The sequence below is a fragment of the Nocardia sp. IBHARD005 genome (genome assembly GCF_052814245.1).
In genome coordinates this window covers 1,715,766-1,731,325 of record NZ_CP199935.1, presented here as the reverse complement: position 1 = coordinate 1,731,325, position 15,560 = coordinate 1,715,766, and the positions used below count along the sequence as shown (strand labels likewise).

Genomic DNA, 15,560 nt, shown 5'->3' with positions numbered 1-15,560 from the left:
GCGCGAACCCTTAAGCACTCTCGCGTCGCCACGGATCATGCACGAACCCACCGACAAAAACCGGTGAGGCAAGGGATAGCTCGGCAATCAGCACGTTCCTGCGGGAGCGGCTGCCATCCGGGCCCGTGGAAATCGACAACCGCCACGGGCAAAAGTGCCTTCGGCCCAAAAGCCAGTCCGCAATCGCCTTGGCCAGCGCATCACAGCGACTCTCCTTGAACATCCGTTTAAAGACCGACCGGTCGCATTGGTTCGGCTCGGTTCGGCTGGATGACAGCAAAAATGCCGGACGCATCTGCGTCCGGCATTTTTTCGCTGATGAGGACTGATTGAGATTCTCGCCCGGCTTAGACATGCGCTGAGCTCCGCTTCGGGAACCGGTGTCAGAATACTGTGGTCATGTCGACTTCATCGAGGCCAACGCCACGTGCACTGCGCTCGGTCCAGTCGTAGGTTCCCCGCCATCGGCCGAGATCCCCGATGACCGGCTCGATCAGGGCAGCGACTTCGGGCCTTCTGACCAATTCCGACCGCAGTTGCACAATCCATGGTTGCAGCCGCCGCAGCGCCGCCCCAGCGCGGACCGTGCCCGCGGCGAGGTCAGCGAGGAGGGCTTCGATCTGTCGACGATGCCTGTCGTCGACGATGACGACAGGCATGGTGTCCTCGTTGATCATCCGGAATGCCTTCTTGGGGTCACGCGCTGTCCCGCGCGCCGGGTTGATCAGCGGGCCGTCGGTGACCGAACGGAAGTCCAGGCTTTCGCGATGGTGTTGAACGATTTGCCCGACAGGCATTCTCGTCCGATCCCGGAACCTCCGGTCCAGCCCGAGGTCTCGGTAGAGCTCCTCGTAGTAACGGGCCAGCACTTCCTGATCGTCGAGCTCCGCGCCATCGGGACCGAACAGTGCCGCCGTCAGCGAGCACGCCTGCGTGTACTCGGCCGGGCGATGCCCCTCGGCGGGGTCGAACACAACCACGACACCCTGACCGTGCTCACCGTGCCGGTTCGCCCGGCCCGCTGCCTGCTGCAACGAATCCGCCGGCGCCAGCGCCCGCCACACCACGGGGAACGACAGATCGACTCCGGCCTCGATCAGCTGCGTCGAAACCAGCACGATCGACTCACCTGATCGCAGCCGCGCCCATACCACTTCCAGCACCGCCCGGCGATGCTGTGGGCACATCCGAGTCGACAGGTGCCAGACATCGGCTCGTCGCGCCGACACCAACCGATACAGCAACCGGGCGTCGGCCACGGAATTCACAACCACCAGAACCTGATCCAGAACACCGACCTCCTCGGCGACCTCGTCCCAGGACGGTTTCGGATCCAGGCGCCACTCATAGCGAACCCGCCGAGCAGCGGCGAACAACGGTTGAGGATCGGCGATGACCTCCGACACCCTCACCCCGGTCCGTGACTCGTATTCCTGCCACACCGACAACGCCTGGAATCGGGGCTGGGTCGCCGAGGTCAGCAGCACCGTTGTCCCGAAGTCCTCGGCCAACGTCCGCAACGCGCTCAGAATCGGCAGCAACAGGCGCGACGGCAGCGCCTGCACCTCATCCAGCACCACCACCGCGTTCGCCAGTCGATGCACCTTACGTACCTGTGAAGGCCGACGCCCGAACAACGAGTCGAACAGCTGCACCGTCGTAGTCACGACGAACGGCGCATCCCAGTTCTCCGCCGCCAACCGCGCCCACCTCGCCGACCCGCCCGCATTCTCATCGAATCGCACGCTGGAGTGATGCTCCAGCACCGTCGGCTCGTCCTCACCATCGAGCAACCCGCGATACACATCCGCGTTCTGCTCGGTGATCGTCACGAACGGCACCGCCACGATTACTCGGGCCTTCCCCCACTTCGCCGCATGCCGCAGACCGAAAATCCCCTGCGCGAAGGTCTTCCCCAACCCGGTCGGCGCCGCCAACCGATATAACCCCGGCGCGCCCTCCGCCGCTGTCACCGCAGCCCGATACACCTGTTCCCGCAACGCGCCGATCTCACTGTCCCCCGCTCCGATCGATTCGGCCCGCCGCCGCTCGAACCGTTCCACCAGCCGCCCGAAATCTGTCGGCTCGGCCACCACCGGACCCGGCAACCCCCGCTGATGCGCCGCGGTGTCCAGGTGATCGGCATCCACCAACGCCGAGAACACCAGCCTCAACCGCATCTCCTCTACCAGCTTCTCCCCCACACCCGCCCAACGCACCGGAAACAACCCTCGACGCACCCACGCGGCCGAAGCCTCCGGCACCACCTCGAAAAAGCGTGCCAGCGCCTGAGCATCCTCTATGGCTTCCGGATCCGACCACACGTCCGCCAAGTAGGCCCGGCTCTCCATCCCCCCGTGATGGCCTAGCACCGCCAACGCCGCCAACCCCACGACCTCGCCCAACGCTCGCGCGCCCACCTCCTTGTGCGGCACACCCACACGGCCCCGCGTCGACTCCACCTCCCTCAGCCGCCGCTGCCATACACACCCTGCCTTTCCTGCGTCGTGGAACAACCCCAGCACAAACGCCAACTCCCCCGAACCGAACGCCGACGCGAACCGACCCGCCCACCACGCAGTCGATCGGGAATGCTCATCCAGTCCATGACGAATACCCGACACATCACTGCGGCTGTGCGCCCAAATATCCACCACCACCACAACCTAACCGTCGTGTTGCACACCGAGCGACTACTGCACAGATAGGTCAAGCTCGGAACGCGAGAAGTGGGCTGGTCAGTGCGAGTCAAGACCTGCTCGCCCGCGGCGACCTCCTCGGCACCGCAACCTCGCGATGCTCGTGTTGTTCGGCAACGACCACCTCGACCACATCCTCGACGGCTACACCGAGACGACACCGCTGGCCGACGGCTGGCGCGCACGTATCCCCCTGCACCAACTCCATCCCCTGCTCGTGCACCTCGTCTGTTCGGTGGCCGTTACCGGACGGCTGTAGTCGAGGCCGCGAATGCCGCTCTGCGAGCTGGCTAGCCGCGCACTCCTCCGGCGAACCGGCTCCGCGCGCCGACCGCGAAAATCACTGGCCGCCAGATGATGTGTGGCACCAGGATGCTGGCATGGCAAACGAGATGAACACCCACCGGATCATCTGGCGCTACCTCCCCGATCCGACACGCCACGCTGTCGAACAATGTGTCGGTGCGCGGGTACGTTCCGCGGTGACCCAACCCGGCGGATTCAGCCACGGGCTAGCGACCCGGCTGATCCTCGATGACGGCCGCACGGTGTTCGCGAAGGCCATCACCACCGATGACCCGCTCATCACGATGTACCGCACCGAAGCAACCACCGCCGCACGACTGCCATCGCGTGTACCAGCACCGAAAGTGTTGGCCACGATCGAGACCGACGGCTGGCTGGTCATGATCTTCGAGCACATCCCGGGCGCTCATCCTCGCATCGAGGATCCGGCCGAGCTGTCCGCGGTGCTGACCGCGGTCGAACAGATGTCGGAGGCGCTATGCCCGAGCCCACTGCACGACGTGCCGACCATCGATGACCTTTATGGAGTCAAGCTCACCGGCTGGCGGCGCTATGCCGAACAGGGTCCACCCGCTGACCTCGACGACTGGTCACGACGCAACCTCGACAAGCTCGCAGACCTAGAAAGCGACTGGACTGCTTCGGCAGCGGGAGAAGTACTGCTGCACACCGATCTTCGCCCAGACAACATGCGAATGCGCCCCGATGGAACCGTGGCTGTCGTAGATTGGGCTTGGCCCTGCACGGGCGCGGCCTGGGTCGATCTCGTCATGCTCACCCCAGCCATCGCCGACAAAGGCATCGAACCGGATCCGATCCTGGCAACCCACCCGGTGACCCGAGACACCGATCCAGCCTCCATCAACGCATTGCTCTGCGGACTCACCGGCTACTGGGCCGGTACCAGCCGTCAACCCCCGCCCCCACGCGCACCACAACTCCGCGAGCACCGCGCCCGCGCGGAACAGGTAACAACGCAATGGCTGCGCCGCAGACTCGGCTGGCCATAGCCAGCGGTCGGACCTTCGCGGATCGGGGAAGGTGCGAAGAAGCAGTAGTCGCGGGGGTGCCGAGAGACTGCGTCGCGCGGAGCCGACCTCGACGTTGCTGATGACGTCCTGCTGGATTCGACATCGGAACCGCCACTAATAATGCCCTACCGCTGGTTTCGGTTCAGCTGACCGGTGCCAACAGCCCCACACCGCGGCGTCCACGGGCGGACAATGCACACATGCCCGAGTTGATGTCGGCCGTGGTCGATCCCGGCACGTTCAGCACCGACCAGCCCACCCTCACCGCCGAAAACGGCCTGGCGCTGCGCCCCTGGAACGAAGCCGATGCACCTACGGTGTACGAAGCCTTCCAAGACCCCGCGATCCGTCATTGGCACGTGCGGACCGCCGAGTCCGTCGAGCAGGTTCGCCAATGGATCTCCCGGTGGCGCTCGGCCTGGTCTACCGGCAACGGCCAATGGGCCGTCACCAGCTGCGGAGAAGTCGCCGGCCGTATCGGACTGAGGTCCTCGGACCTCATCGAGGGTGTCACCGAACTCGCCTACTGGACCCTGCCTGCCTGGCGCGGACACTCCATCGCTCCCCGCGCCGCGAACACGTTGACCCGCTGGGCTTTCGATGACCTCGGGTTCGACCGAATCGAACTCACCCATTCGGTCCAGAATCTGCCGTCATGCCGGGTGGCAGCCAAATGCGGTTTCGCCTTCGAGGGCACACTGCGTGGAGCCGGTCGCCACAGCGACGGCCGCCACGATATGCACCTCCACGCACGGCTCCGCACCGACTGAAACCACCTGAACAGCGCATCGTCGCCTGGATGTCAGAGGAGATCAAAGAGATTCTGGCTGCCTACGATTTGACGGGCAGTTACCGCAAAGCCGCCGAGTTGGCCGGCTGCGATCACCACACCGTCCGACGCTACGTACAACTGCGCGGGACCGGAATCGATCCCGCAGTCCGACTGCCGCGCACGAAACTGATCGACTTATACATGCCCACAGTCGAGGAACTGATCGAGGCGTCGCACGGGCGCATCGGTGCCAGGGCAGTCGCCGGAGACGGCGCTCAGGCCGGTATCCATGAGCACCCCCCGACTCGGGCCCTCGAATGAGGTGACACAGATGTCAGTCTCGAAACGTCAACGTGCGCCTGCGGGTACACAGTAAATCACCCTGGCCATACCCAATCCGATCGGCGCGAGGACGATCAGGAGACCTATGCCCGCACCTCCGGTATCAATGGCCAACCAACCGCCCGAAATCAGGAAGACTGACGTATTCAGTACCACAATCGATAATGCGGCATAACGAACAACTCGCCGGAGGCGATGCCCCGTCCACAATACAATGATACTGAAGAGCGATACCACAACAGTGATCGAGGATATCGCCACGAACGACACCTGAACTCGCGACGGAGGGGCGGCCCCAGTATCGATCAACTTCCAGGTAAAGAGGGCCATTACTCCCGCTATGACCGCACCGCCGAGTGCGTACACCGTGCCCTCGGCTTGTCGGGCGCGTACTGGAGCATCCACTATCCGGTCCTTATCGACCACTCCGGGACTCCGTCCAAGCGCGTCGCATTATTAAATGTCCCAATATTCGCGCCTGGCCATTTTCCATCCGGGAACACAGTAAGGTCGGTGGCGGTCGCCTTGATCCCGAGCAGGGCAGTGGCCTGAGTGCCGAGCAACGCAGTTACCGCAGTGATAGCCGCCACGACGGCCGCCGAGTCTCCTGCCGCTTCCAGCACAATCAGCCCCGCACCAGCCCAGGAGAAAATAGCGGAAGCTATTGCCGCCAGACTGCCGGTCATCGCAATCCCAGCTTTGACAACAATGCCGAGAATCGCCCCATAGAACACAAGTCCCCCGACCGCTGCCACTCCGAGAGAAGTTGCAGTGTCCTTTCCTATATCGCCGACTCGTTTCGCGGCCGAATTATGTGCCGTTGCGGCATTGCGGTATGCCCACTGCGCATCGCCTTTCCACTCGCTGCTCGACTTCAGCACGGCCGGGTCGACATTGGCGGCCAATTGGGTCGCGTCCCCACGGACCTCCAGCCAGTCCCAGGCGCATACCGCCATGTACACCGGTGCTGCGACGCCCTTCAGAAGGTCTATAACCGTCTCAACGAGCCACTTGCCGAACTCGACTGTCTTGTTTGCGGTCCATCGAATAGCAGCCGCCATTCCTTCGGTGACCCACCAATTGTCGACGGCGTCCGCGACAATTCCCGGCACCGAGTCTATCATCTTTCCGATCTCCCCGAGCTTGCGCTCGATTTCATCGATGACGCCTTCGAAATGCTCGATGCTGAAGTCGGTCATGCCGGAACCTCCCAGGATTTGGCTCGCTTACCAGATATTTTTGAGTTGATCTGCATACTTCTGGTCTTCCTCGTCATAGCGACATCGACATCGAGCGCGACCGGCTGACGAGCCGCTCCACCCCGCAAATGCCCACACAGGATGCGCTAGCCGAAATCGATCGATATTCGCATGATGCCGCAGACCGTGGCATCGACGCCCTCACCATCCGCAGGGTCATCGAGCTCGTCAGCGCGACCGACTTACTCGCTGCCGAGTCGCTGCGCGAACTACTTTCACGCGAGCGACCCAACAGGTTCCGGCCACCGCTCTACGCCTCGCGCCGAAGCTAGCGCCGGGTTCGGTGCGGAGTGAGCCAGCGAAAATCGGCGTTCATGTATCCGGCTGTGGTCACCGTCTACGCCGTGAAGGGCTTGTCGAGGTGAGCCAGGGCGGTAACGGTTCGCGGGGAGTGAGCCATGCTTGGGGCACGCCGTTCGCAGCGACGGTGCCGGTGTATGCGGCGACGATTCCGCCTGTGATCGCGCAAGTGGTGTCCATGTCACCGTCTGCCTCGATGCAGGCGGCGACAGCGGCCGGGTAGTCGTCGAGATAAGTTGCGGCACACCACAATGTGAACGGGACTGTATCTCGCGCCAGCACCCGGGAGCCGTTGCCGAGTTCGTGTGCTGCCTCGGCGACGGTTGCGCCGAGCAGGGCGCGAGCACGATGAACGCCGCGGGTTGTCTCGCCGGGCTCGAGATGGCCCAGGACGGTGGTGAGGAACTCCGTTGGGGCGACCCGGGTTTGGGTGGTGCGGGCGTGCGCGGCCTGCCCCGCGGCGACCGCAACCGCGACCGCGCCGGTCACACCTTCAGAGTGTAAATGGGTGACCTGCGCCGACCGTACAGCTTCAGCCACCGCACGTTGCGGATCGTCGAAGTAGTAGGCCCCCAACGGGGCAACCCGCATGGCGGCACCGTTTCCGCAAGAACCCTGCCCCTCGAACGTCGCCCCGGCCGCCTCCCGCCAGGGCATGCCGTTACCGATGCGCCGAAGTGTTGTGACCGTCGCATGCCCGTAGTCGCGCTCGGGCGAGAATCTGCGCGCGAACCCCGCCGCTAGCCGATCCTGGTCGATCCGCTGATGACGCTGGAGCTCGGCGACCACGCCGCAGGCCATCTCGGTGTCATCGGTCCAGTCCCACTGTCCCGCTGGAGGATTGCCCGACCGAAGATCGCGAAGTGAGCGTCCCATGATGAAGAACTGCGCTCCGAGTGCGTCGCCAACGGAAAGGCCAGCGAGCGAATCGAGCATCAGATCGACACGGCCGATGGCGGGTGCTGAACGCCACTTCCACCTGATCATGGTGTTGTCAAGAGTTGATCGGATTGCCGATGGGGTCGAACACGCGCCGTCCATCGGGGCTGAGCCAGTAGCCGTCGCTGTCGCGGAGGTAGACCAGGGCTCCGTTCTCGTCGCGCCATTCACGTCCGTCGGGAGAGATCGTCCAACCCTCCTGGTCGCTGCCGGACAGTCCGTCGTCTTTGATGTGGGTGACGTTGCGTGGGGCTGTGGGATCCATGGCTCGCAGGCGTACACCGGCGCGCATCTCCTCGAAGGCGGCCAGTTGCCGCGCTGCGCGCTCGTATTCTTCGTCGTGGGGGGTCGTCATGACTACCGGCTACCTTTCGACCATCTGGACCACGACGCGGCCCGTCGTGGGGTCATAGAACTTGTTGTGCACCATGAATTGAGTGTTCGACGGGAACAGTACTTCGTCGTCGGTGCCGAATGGCATGCCCGTGTCGGGGTCGGAGTAGGTCCGGCCGTTCTTGGACACAATCTGCATTTCGACGTTCCGATTGTTCGCGAAGACATCGGAGACGCCGTCGGGCTTGTTCGAGGTCGACATGAACCCGGCGTCGGCCCATGGCTTGTCCGGTTCGAGCTCCGCGAGCTGCTGCGGGGACATATTGACGTGCCGAACGACGGGGCCCTCATGTTTGGGTAGCTTTTCCAGCGCTTTGTTCAGGTCGTCGATCTGGCGCTGTTGTTCCGGAGTCGGGGTCTCACCACGGCGCAGTACACCACCGAGGTCGGTGCCGTACTGGTCGGAAGGCCCACGTGCCAGGATGTCGCGATTCTTCGGGTCGAGAACATCGGGCGCGAGTCCGTGTCTGCGGGGAGTGCTGTTCTTGGCGCGCATGTCGAGGATGCGTTGCATTTCCTGTTTGTGGTTGGAAAAGTCGGGCACGTTGGTGAACCTGCGTGCCAGTCCGCTGGATTGGAATACCGCGATCAGCGGCCGGATCTTCGGCGCGTACTTCGCCACGATGTGGGTGACACGGCCTGCGAGGATCACCGCACCAGCGACGGCGGCGGCACCGAAGGTCACGAACGACGCGGCGACCGAGATGGTCGCGGTGACCCCCGTCTCGATCGCGATGTCTTTGGCCATGTCGATGAGAAATTGCTCGATGGCCTCGCGCATGGCGACCAGCGCGCCGCGATGTGTCTCGGTGCTTGCGCCGACCTCGGCGAACCCAGCTACGACATCGTCCGCGGCGGCCTTCATCGCTCGGATATCCTCGTCGATGGAGTCGTATTCCTCGGCGGTGATCTCGGCGAACAGGCCGGCGATTCGATGGAGTTCGGCGACGTAGCCGGTCACGGCCTCGTTGGTTGCGAGGTTCTTCCACAGGTTGGCGGCGTTGGCGAGCTTCCCGGTATCGCCATCGGGCACGGTGATACCGACCTCGGAGGCCAGGCCGATCGCCTCGGACAACCCGCTGCCGGGCCCGCCCGCCGTGGGCAAGGGCACCCGGCAGACTGCGATAAGTTCAGCGGGCATCTGTGGCCGCGGAGGCAAGGCGGCACCGAATTCTGAGGTGGCGAAGTAGTCGCCGATTTCATGGTTGTAGCCGAGTTCCATGAGTACCCGGCCGTAGGCGTCACCGGCGGAGGCAACCTGGCGAACCGAGTTGATCAGCTCGTTTGCTTTGGCGTCGTACTCACCGGCCCAGGTCTTGGCTTCCTCATAGGAGCCGCACATACTGCCGCATTCGGCCAACGCCGCCCATTGGGCGTCGATCGCGGTCCACCACGACTCAGCGGCGGCGCACAGCGCTTTACCCGCGGTGTAGTAAGTCTCGGTATCGACATCGACGACGGTCACGTTTGGCTCTCGCTGCCGGTGGTCTGTCCACCACCGCGTCCGAGCAGGGCTCTGTTCGCGACGATGGTTGCGGTGTAGGAGTCGTGGGCGCTGCGGGCGGCGGCCCGCATCTTCTCGATGCCAGCGGTAGCGGTCCGCGCCGAGGCGATCCAGTCGACATGCGCTGCGTCGTAGGCCTGGGACGCGGCCCCGCTCCAGTCGGCTCGCATTGTGTTCACTCGCTCATCGATCTCGATCAACGATTCTTCGAGGAAGGTCTTCAACGCGTTGATTTGGGTCACCGCGTCATCCAGTTCGGTCAGATTCACCCGATACCGCAAGTCTCTCCTAGCGTTGTTGTCGGCGCGCGCCTCAGCTGAGTCACGGCAGGTCGAGCGACGACCCTGCCGAGAGATCCCCAGCCCAGTCCCGGTCTTGCTCGGAGAGCACCACACTGGTCACGCCGAGCGCGTCCGCCATCTCTGTCAACGCGCCCAGGACACCGGCGACGCCGGTGCATACTTCGGTCCACCCGGTCCGAAACGATTCCGAGGCCGGGCCCTGCCATCCCGTCAGGAGCCCGTCCACGTCGGTGTCGGTGGCGCGGACCCCCGTCAGCAAGGATTGAGCGGTCTGCTGGATGTAGAGGCCCGCGTTCTGGACGTGCTCGGGGGTGATCGAAAACGCCCCTTCCGGCACCTGAGCCGTCATCTACTCGCCCTCCCTTTCCAGCCTTGATCTCGCACACCGCGACCATAGCCGACGCCTACTACCCCGCCGATGCCGTGGGTACGGCAGACCCGACCTCTTGTCGACGCGGTCCCCGGCACTCTGGTCCTGCGACCCCGAGCCGGTTTCGAACGACGGTTCGACGCCCGGCCACCCTCCTTCGGTGGCTGGTAACGTACCGGTCTGACGACACGGATCTGGGGGTTGTGGTGCAAGTCGATTACGGACAGGCGCAGATTCAGGCGATGAACGACGCGGTCGCGGCGGGGACGTTGAAGTTGGACCCGGCTGCGGTCACCGACGTTATGAAGGTGCTCGACGGGGTGCGCGAAGAGCTGAATCAGCAGCGCCGGAAGATCCAGAGCGGCGGGAAGAACACCGGTCTTGCCGGATTCTCGTCCGCTCAGCAATTGGCCGTCGGATTCGCTGGCAAGGCCGACCAAATGGTCGCGACCATCGACCAATACATCGTGGGGACCATCCGACTGCAGGAAACGTTCCTTCGGGCCGCAGGGAAAGTCGCAGAAGCCGACCAAATGAGTGCCCAAGCGATCGCAGCAGCCTCGGCAGGGATCCCTGGAGGCGGTGCATGACCAGGGCAACCGTCGGACTAACGGCGCTGAGCACTCTCGTCATAGCTGGAGCGCTGAGTGGGTGCACCGATCAGGAGTCACCTCAAACACCGGCCCCCAAGACTCCGGGTCCGATCGCTGTGCAGGTTGCGGCACCACCCACTCGCGACAACCCGGGCAGAGCGCCCGTCACCTATGACCCCTGCCGGTCGTTTGATGATGACGCCGTCGTACGTGCCGGATTCACGCCCCGCACCAGGGAACGAGCCGACTTCGTCGCCGATAAATATTCGGTCGTAGGATGCGCGTTCGGAGATCGCGAAACCGGTCATCTCACGAGAAGTCTCACTATCGACATCAGTAATGTTCCCCTCCGGGAACAGCCCTATTTTGCGAATGCGCTCGAACATCTCACAATTAACGGCAGGGAAGCGATCATATTCCGCCTGTCCGGGTCGATGGAAAAAGGGGCGTGCTTCCTTGCGATGTCGACAACCGATGGGTCCGCTAGTGTTCACATCTCAGAGTCGCTCGAATATTCAACTGGCGACCCATGCGGTCAAATCAAAGAAGTAGCTGCGGTGTACGAGGCCGAACTGCCAGCCTGAGCGAATCCGACTCTCACTTCGGCAAAACAGCTTCGACTGCCCGTGCGGCCTCCTCAATCTGATCGCAGGGAACCCAAGTCGTTTGCCCGATGGCGTTTAGACGCACTCCGATTGAACCGTTTGGTAGCGCCATGTAAATCCAACATCCGTTCCCGTAGGATTCGTAGACGCGTGCAGCCTCACGGCCGTTAATCGTGATCCGTCGTGCGCTTCGGTCAATTTGACCTAACCCGTCGACGTTGACACCTTCGGCGACAACCCTCAAAAACCCGCGCTCTTGCGGCTGCCCTGAACCCTTACGACTTGGCATAATACGATCGAATTCACATCCAGAATATCCGTCCTCATCCGAGGATAGATTGGAAACCCTGTTCCGCGTCGCCGGGTCAAAACCTAGCTGGCGAGGAATGGAATCAGCCAGCTCGAGACACGGATCCCAATCTACTGGAAGCGGTTCTCGATCAGGGCTCACACGGACAGCTATCGGTCGGGAAGGGCTACTGCCTGACGCACACCCGACCGTCAGCGAGATCATCAATGCAGATAACACTGCACGCCCCAACCCGCTAACAATATGTCGACTCAAATTACCCATCCTCAACTGCCCCGTGCAATGTGTGCATAACCGAACGCATCAAAGAGATTGTTCGGCATCCACTTTGCCGACAATGCGAACAAGAAGGCTGACGACACTATTGATTTGCTCGTCGGAGATTTGCATATCCTGCCCGCGCCCTGGAGACAAATGAATGGAGCCACTCCATTTTCCCACGAACACGATAATATTCGCAGGACCGTTCCCACGTGGGTAGTAATCTCGAAAATTTCGGCGATCCTCGAACCATACCTCGTGCCCGTGCCCGGGAACCTCAACGTAGCCGCGCGCTGTGTACCATTTACGTTTTTCATCCGAGGTCCAGTCCGCGTAAGCTGGTTCAACAACCGAGTTGGCGTCAAAGGGTTCACGTCCGTCGGTGTCCCAACCGCCGTTCGTGTCATAACTACAGCGGACGGAGTGATTGGTTTCTTCGCTCACATTGCGCTGCAAGCCAGATCGCCCCGATCCAGGAATGGTTGCCTCGGTGTCAGGGAGCGCAAAATCGTTCCGCAAGAGATCTCGGATAGGCTCACAGATGTCGCCTATGCGCAGCGAAGGCCGCGCCACGTCTTCTCGTTCACCACAACTAGTCCCGGCGATGACAATCGCGACCAGAGCCACTGCCTGGACGAATGGCGACGTCCTCATTTGACCGACGCTCGTCCGTTTGCGACTTCGTTCGTGTAGTCACTCAGCTGAGGATCGAGGACCCTGCCGTTATATTCTTCGAGCACTTTGGTGAGATCATTCCGAATCGTAGGGAGTGGAATGTTCATCTCCTCCGACAGTTGTTTGTAATCACGCAGGCTGCCGTTGGCATCGAAGTACTTGTCGAAGTCGGGGTGATGGTCGACCGAGCCATTGAGGTCTTGCAGGCTCTGGGTCAGCAGATATGTCGCGGCAGGGTCTTGATAGCCCGGCGCCATTGGTGCGTTCGGTTGGGCTGGGTCTGGCGCCAGGTAGACGCCCAAAACGGCATTCTTGATATAGGTGTTCGATACATCGATGGCGGGCGACAGCGTGTTGGATGCGATATCGGATGCGACGGGGCCAACGACCGGAAGGTATTTGATCGAGCCTGTCAAAACCCCCTTGGCGGCATCGTAGCCAGCACCCTGATCGGCGAAATTACGCGCTGCTGCGGCGGCTTCGTCTCGGGTCCGATCGGCGGCCTCCGCGGTGAGCCCACCATCGACGAGGCCTAGAATTGTTCCATATCCTGCCGCCAGGCGGTTGTCCCCGCCGTGCGGGTCTGTCAATGCCGAGGAAAGCCAGGCCGATTGCAGTCCTCCGCCTGCGGCGAGTGCGCTGACATTGAACTGCTCGGCAGCTTCCTTACTGGAATCCATCACGGTGAACACCGACTTCGCCCTGTCGAAGTTCGGATCCGCCGTGCCCCATTCAAATCCGCTGGTCAGAAGTGGCGGACCTTCTGGCACGCCCGCCAAGCGCGGAATGTAGGGGCTGAGTCCTTCAGCCATTCCTTGCAGCAATGCCGGGTTACGTTGACCGAGCGATTCGGTCCTGTCGCCGTCCAGGTTGAGTAGTTCACTCTTGTTGTCGGCGACGTAGTTGGCTAGGACATTCGCGGACTCGCCAGCCCTTGTCGCTACTTCCGGGTTCGGTGAGGTGGCGTCGTCGTTGATCCAACTGAACATCCCTGCCGCCGCAGCACCGTCGTCACCCCAGTCGCGGGTGATCATGGGGGCGACGACTTCTTTGAATTTGTCGCCATCGTTGAAGGTTTGGCCGGGTTCGCCGCTGCCGAACAGCTCGGGACTGCCCTCCCCTGTGATCAGTGCGTGGTTGGAATCGGTGTTGCGGGTTCCGACCTCGAGGAGGTCGCGGGCGGTGCTGTCCGCGCGGGCATCGCTCATGGCTACATCGTTGGGATTCATGACGCTGCGGTACTCGCCGCTGTCGGCGAGCCACGCCTGGTGTGCTGCCTGCCTGGACAGTTCCACACCGAGACGGTCACCGGGCTGGTACCCCTCGCCGGAGGAGTTGAGGAAGTCGCCGAATTTGCCGAGGTCGTCCTGGTACTCCTTGTAGGACCCGGTGATGTTGCGGCTGTCCCATGCGTTGTTGCGGTAGTCATCGGGCAGGCGGCTGGTGTTGGAGTCGGGGGCATCGGTTCCCAGCGCGGGCCGGGTTCCGACGATCTCCTTCACCTCGGGGCTGAGTTTGTTCCAGCCGCCGCGATCGTCTTTGCCGGTGCGGTAGTCGCGGCCGACGACGTTCTCGTTCGACACCGTCAGCAGCCCGTTGGCCAGCGAGGACCGCAGCTGTTGCGAACCCGGCGTGGTATCGGTGCGGAGTTGTTCGGATACCCCGATCAGACCATCGCGCCCGGCGCTGCCGTAGAGCTCGGTCATATAGCTCATCGCTGACGCCGGCACAGTGACTTCCTCGCCGCGTTGCAGGGCGGCGAGCTGAGTGGGCGTCAGTCCGGCCGCTGTGAGGTTCTTAGAGATCCGGTCGATCTCTTCGGGTGAGAGCTTTCCGTCTGCGATGGTTTGACCGTCGAGTCGTCCCTGTTCAGCGGTCAGGCCCGTGGTTTGCTCAGTGCCAGCAACGTCTAGACCATTGCCCAGAATGTCACCGCGCGAACGGATTTCGCCCGCATTGGTGGTGACGGCGGTAGCGAATTCTTCGACCGCGGTAGCGAAGCTGAAGTAGGCGCTGTTGATCTGGCCCTGCCGACTGTCGGTCTCGGCCTGGATCTGGCGCACGATGTCTTCGGTTAGGTCCCGTATGGCGGTGTAGTCGGCGAGCACGCGCCACTGTGCGCCGACTGAGAACGTGATCGCCTTCCCGTCGATACTGAACGGCAGGGTTTCGGCATCGACGACGCGTCCTAGCAGGACTTCTCGTTCCCGGGTGATGCGGTCGGTGCCGGTACGGACAGCGGTGATCAGCTCGCTGGTCTCGGTCGCGAGGCGACGGCCCTGATTGTTCTCCTCGTCCATACGCCCATAGGCGGCATCCGCGGCTTTGCCTGCCCATGAACCGTGCAGGTCCTGGAAGTGGGACACGGTGCGCCCGAGCTGATACTCGTAGCCCTGATTGGCGGTCTCGAGGTTGGTGGCCCATTCCGAGAGCCGTCCCAGCTGCCATTGCTGGACCTGCGGCAAGGTGATCTGCAGCATTACTTCGCTCCGGGGATCTGGAACCGCATGGTGTCGAGAGCTTTTTGGAAGTCCTCGTCGGTGGCCTGAATGTTGTTGGCGCACTGGGTAGTCGCTGTGGAGATCTGCTGGATTCGTTGCGCCACACGCAGCCACGCGCCTTCGGTGAACTCACCCGCCTGCGCGCACGCGGCCGGGATGGGGCAGCCAGGCAGCGCGGCGGCCATGGTGTCAGCGACGGTGCGAACGTCGAGTGCGTCGATCTGGGTCGCGACGTCGTTCAACGTCCCCACGAGTTGACGCATCTGGGCGATATCGGCTGAGAGCAAGGTGGTCCCCCCTTGTTGCGGCTGCTGATCGACAGCGACGATACAGAGCGGTCGTCGCACCCGCTATCGTCCTGCGGTCACTTCCGAGGCCCCGGGCATCGGGCGGGCCCG

Annotated in this window: 18 protein-coding genes; 6 read left to right on the top strand and 12 right to left on the bottom strand. The window is 62.8% G+C overall.

Going from position 1 to position 15,560, the window contains the following annotated elements; translation table 11 throughout:
* Positions 1-10: 10 nt before the first annotated feature.
* Together ACTWPB_RS08155 and cas3 are read right to left on the bottom strand one after the other, a co-directional pair.
* Positions 11-355: a hypothetical protein gene (locus ACTWPB_RS08155; RefSeq protein ID WP_446225072.1), complete on the bottom strand. Its 345-nt coding sequence runs from the start codon at positions 353-355 to the stop codon at positions 11-13.
* Between the two features lie 28 nt (positions 356-383).
* Complete coding sequence (gene cas3 / locus ACTWPB_RS08150; protein ID WP_446226260.1) at positions 384-2,624, bottom strand: CRISPR-associated helicase Cas3'; 2,241 nt, start codon at positions 2,622-2,624, stop codon at positions 384-386.
* A 172-nt stretch (positions 2,625-2,796) separates the two neighbouring features.
* Between cas3 and ACTWPB_RS08145 the strand changes: the two genes are divergently transcribed.
* From ACTWPB_RS08145 to ACTWPB_RS08130, 4 genes are all read left to right on the top strand, one after another.
* Positions 2,797-2,958, top strand: a complete 162-nt coding sequence (locus tag ACTWPB_RS08145) for a hypothetical protein (RefSeq protein WP_446225071.1) — start codon at positions 2,797-2,799, stop codon at positions 2,956-2,958.
* A 121-nt stretch (positions 2,959-3,079) separates the two neighbouring features.
* On the top strand, positions 3,080-4,015 hold the full coding sequence (locus ACTWPB_RS08140) for a phosphotransferase family protein (protein ID WP_446225070.1): 936 nt from the start codon (positions 3,080-3,082) through the stop codon (positions 4,013-4,015).
* Between the two features lie 221 nt (positions 4,016-4,236).
* On the top strand, positions 4,237-4,806 hold the full coding sequence (locus ACTWPB_RS08135; RefSeq protein ID WP_446225069.1) for a GNAT family N-acetyltransferase: 570 nt from the start codon (positions 4,237-4,239) through the stop codon (positions 4,804-4,806).
* 29 nt (positions 4,807-4,835) lie between these two features.
* Complete coding sequence (locus ACTWPB_RS08130) at positions 4,836-5,129, top strand: hypothetical protein (RefSeq protein ID WP_446225068.1); 294 nt, start codon at positions 4,836-4,838, stop codon at positions 5,127-5,129.
* A gap of 425 nt (positions 5,130-5,554) precedes the next feature.
* Here the strand turns inward: ACTWPB_RS08130 and ACTWPB_RS08125 are convergent, their stop codons facing one another.
* The 6 genes from ACTWPB_RS08125 to ACTWPB_RS08100 all read right to left on the bottom strand — a co-directional run bounded on the left by ACTWPB_RS08125 (position 5,555) and on the right by ACTWPB_RS08100 (position 10,196).
* Positions 5,555-6,349, bottom strand: coding sequence for a hypothetical protein (locus ACTWPB_RS08125; protein ID WP_446225067.1), 795 nt, complete (start codon positions 6,347-6,349; stop codon positions 5,555-5,557).
* Positions 6,350-6,739: 390 nt separating this feature from the next.
* The gene (locus tag ACTWPB_RS08120; RefSeq protein WP_446225066.1) at positions 6,740-7,696 is read right to left on the bottom strand and encodes an ADP-ribosylglycohydrolase family protein; all 957 of its coding nucleotides are present in this window, start codon (positions 7,694-7,696) and stop codon (positions 6,740-6,742) included.
* 7 nt (positions 7,697-7,703) lie between these two features.
* Complete coding sequence (locus ACTWPB_RS08115; protein ID WP_446225065.1) at positions 7,704-8,003, bottom strand: hypothetical protein; 300 nt, start codon at positions 8,001-8,003, stop codon at positions 7,704-7,706.
* Between the two features lie 9 nt (positions 8,004-8,012).
* A complete protein-coding gene (locus ACTWPB_RS08110; RefSeq protein WP_446225064.1) occupies positions 8,013-9,506 on the bottom strand; it encodes a hypothetical protein in 1,494 nt (497 codons plus the stop codon).
* Complete coding sequence (locus ACTWPB_RS08105; RefSeq protein WP_446225063.1) at positions 9,503-9,826, bottom strand: WXG100 family type VII secretion target; 324 nt, start codon at positions 9,824-9,826, stop codon at positions 9,503-9,505. The genes ACTWPB_RS08110 and ACTWPB_RS08105 overlap by 4 nt, the downstream gene beginning before the upstream one ends.
* A 40-nt stretch (positions 9,827-9,866) precedes the next feature.
* Positions 9,867-10,196: a WXG100 family type VII secretion target gene (locus ACTWPB_RS08100; RefSeq protein WP_446225062.1), complete on the bottom strand. Its 330-nt coding sequence runs from the start codon at positions 10,194-10,196 to the stop codon at positions 9,867-9,869.
* Positions 10,197-10,420: 224 nt separating this feature from the next.
* Here ACTWPB_RS08100 and ACTWPB_RS08095 point away from each other — a divergent pair, with 224 nt between their 5' ends.
* Complete coding sequence (locus ACTWPB_RS08095) at positions 10,421-10,807, top strand: hypothetical protein (RefSeq protein WP_446225061.1); 387 nt, start codon at positions 10,421-10,423, stop codon at positions 10,805-10,807.
* A complete protein-coding gene (locus tag ACTWPB_RS08090; RefSeq protein ID WP_446225060.1) occupies positions 10,804-11,394 on the top strand; it encodes a DUF3558 family protein in 591 nt (196 codons plus the stop codon). Before ACTWPB_RS08095 ends, ACTWPB_RS08090 begins: the two co-directional genes overlap by 4 nt.
* Positions 11,395-11,407: 13 nt before the next feature.
* Here ACTWPB_RS08090 and ACTWPB_RS08085 read toward each other — a convergent pair whose 3' ends face one another.
* The 4 genes from ACTWPB_RS08085 to ACTWPB_RS08070 form a co-directional block, all read right to left on the bottom strand.
* A complete protein-coding gene (locus ACTWPB_RS08085) occupies positions 11,408-11,929 on the bottom strand; it encodes a DUF3558 family protein (protein ID WP_446226259.1) in 522 nt (173 codons plus the stop codon).
* A 99-nt stretch (positions 11,930-12,028) separates the two neighbouring features.
* The gene (locus ACTWPB_RS08080; protein ID WP_446225059.1) at positions 12,029-12,640 is read right to left on the bottom strand and encodes a hypothetical protein; all 612 of its coding nucleotides are present in this window, start codon (positions 12,638-12,640) and stop codon (positions 12,029-12,031) included.
* The gene (locus ACTWPB_RS08075; RefSeq protein WP_446225058.1) at positions 12,637-15,141 is read right to left on the bottom strand and encodes a TPR repeat region-containing protein; all 2,505 of its coding nucleotides are present in this window, start codon (positions 15,139-15,141) and stop codon (positions 12,637-12,639) included. The genes ACTWPB_RS08080 and ACTWPB_RS08075 overlap by 4 nt, the downstream gene beginning before the upstream one ends.
* Complete coding sequence (locus ACTWPB_RS08070) at positions 15,141-15,449, bottom strand: hypothetical protein (protein ID WP_446225057.1); 309 nt, start codon at positions 15,447-15,449, stop codon at positions 15,141-15,143. The genes ACTWPB_RS08075 and ACTWPB_RS08070 overlap by 1 nt, the downstream gene beginning before the upstream one ends.
* Between the last annotated feature and the right edge of the window lie 111 nt (positions 15,450-15,560).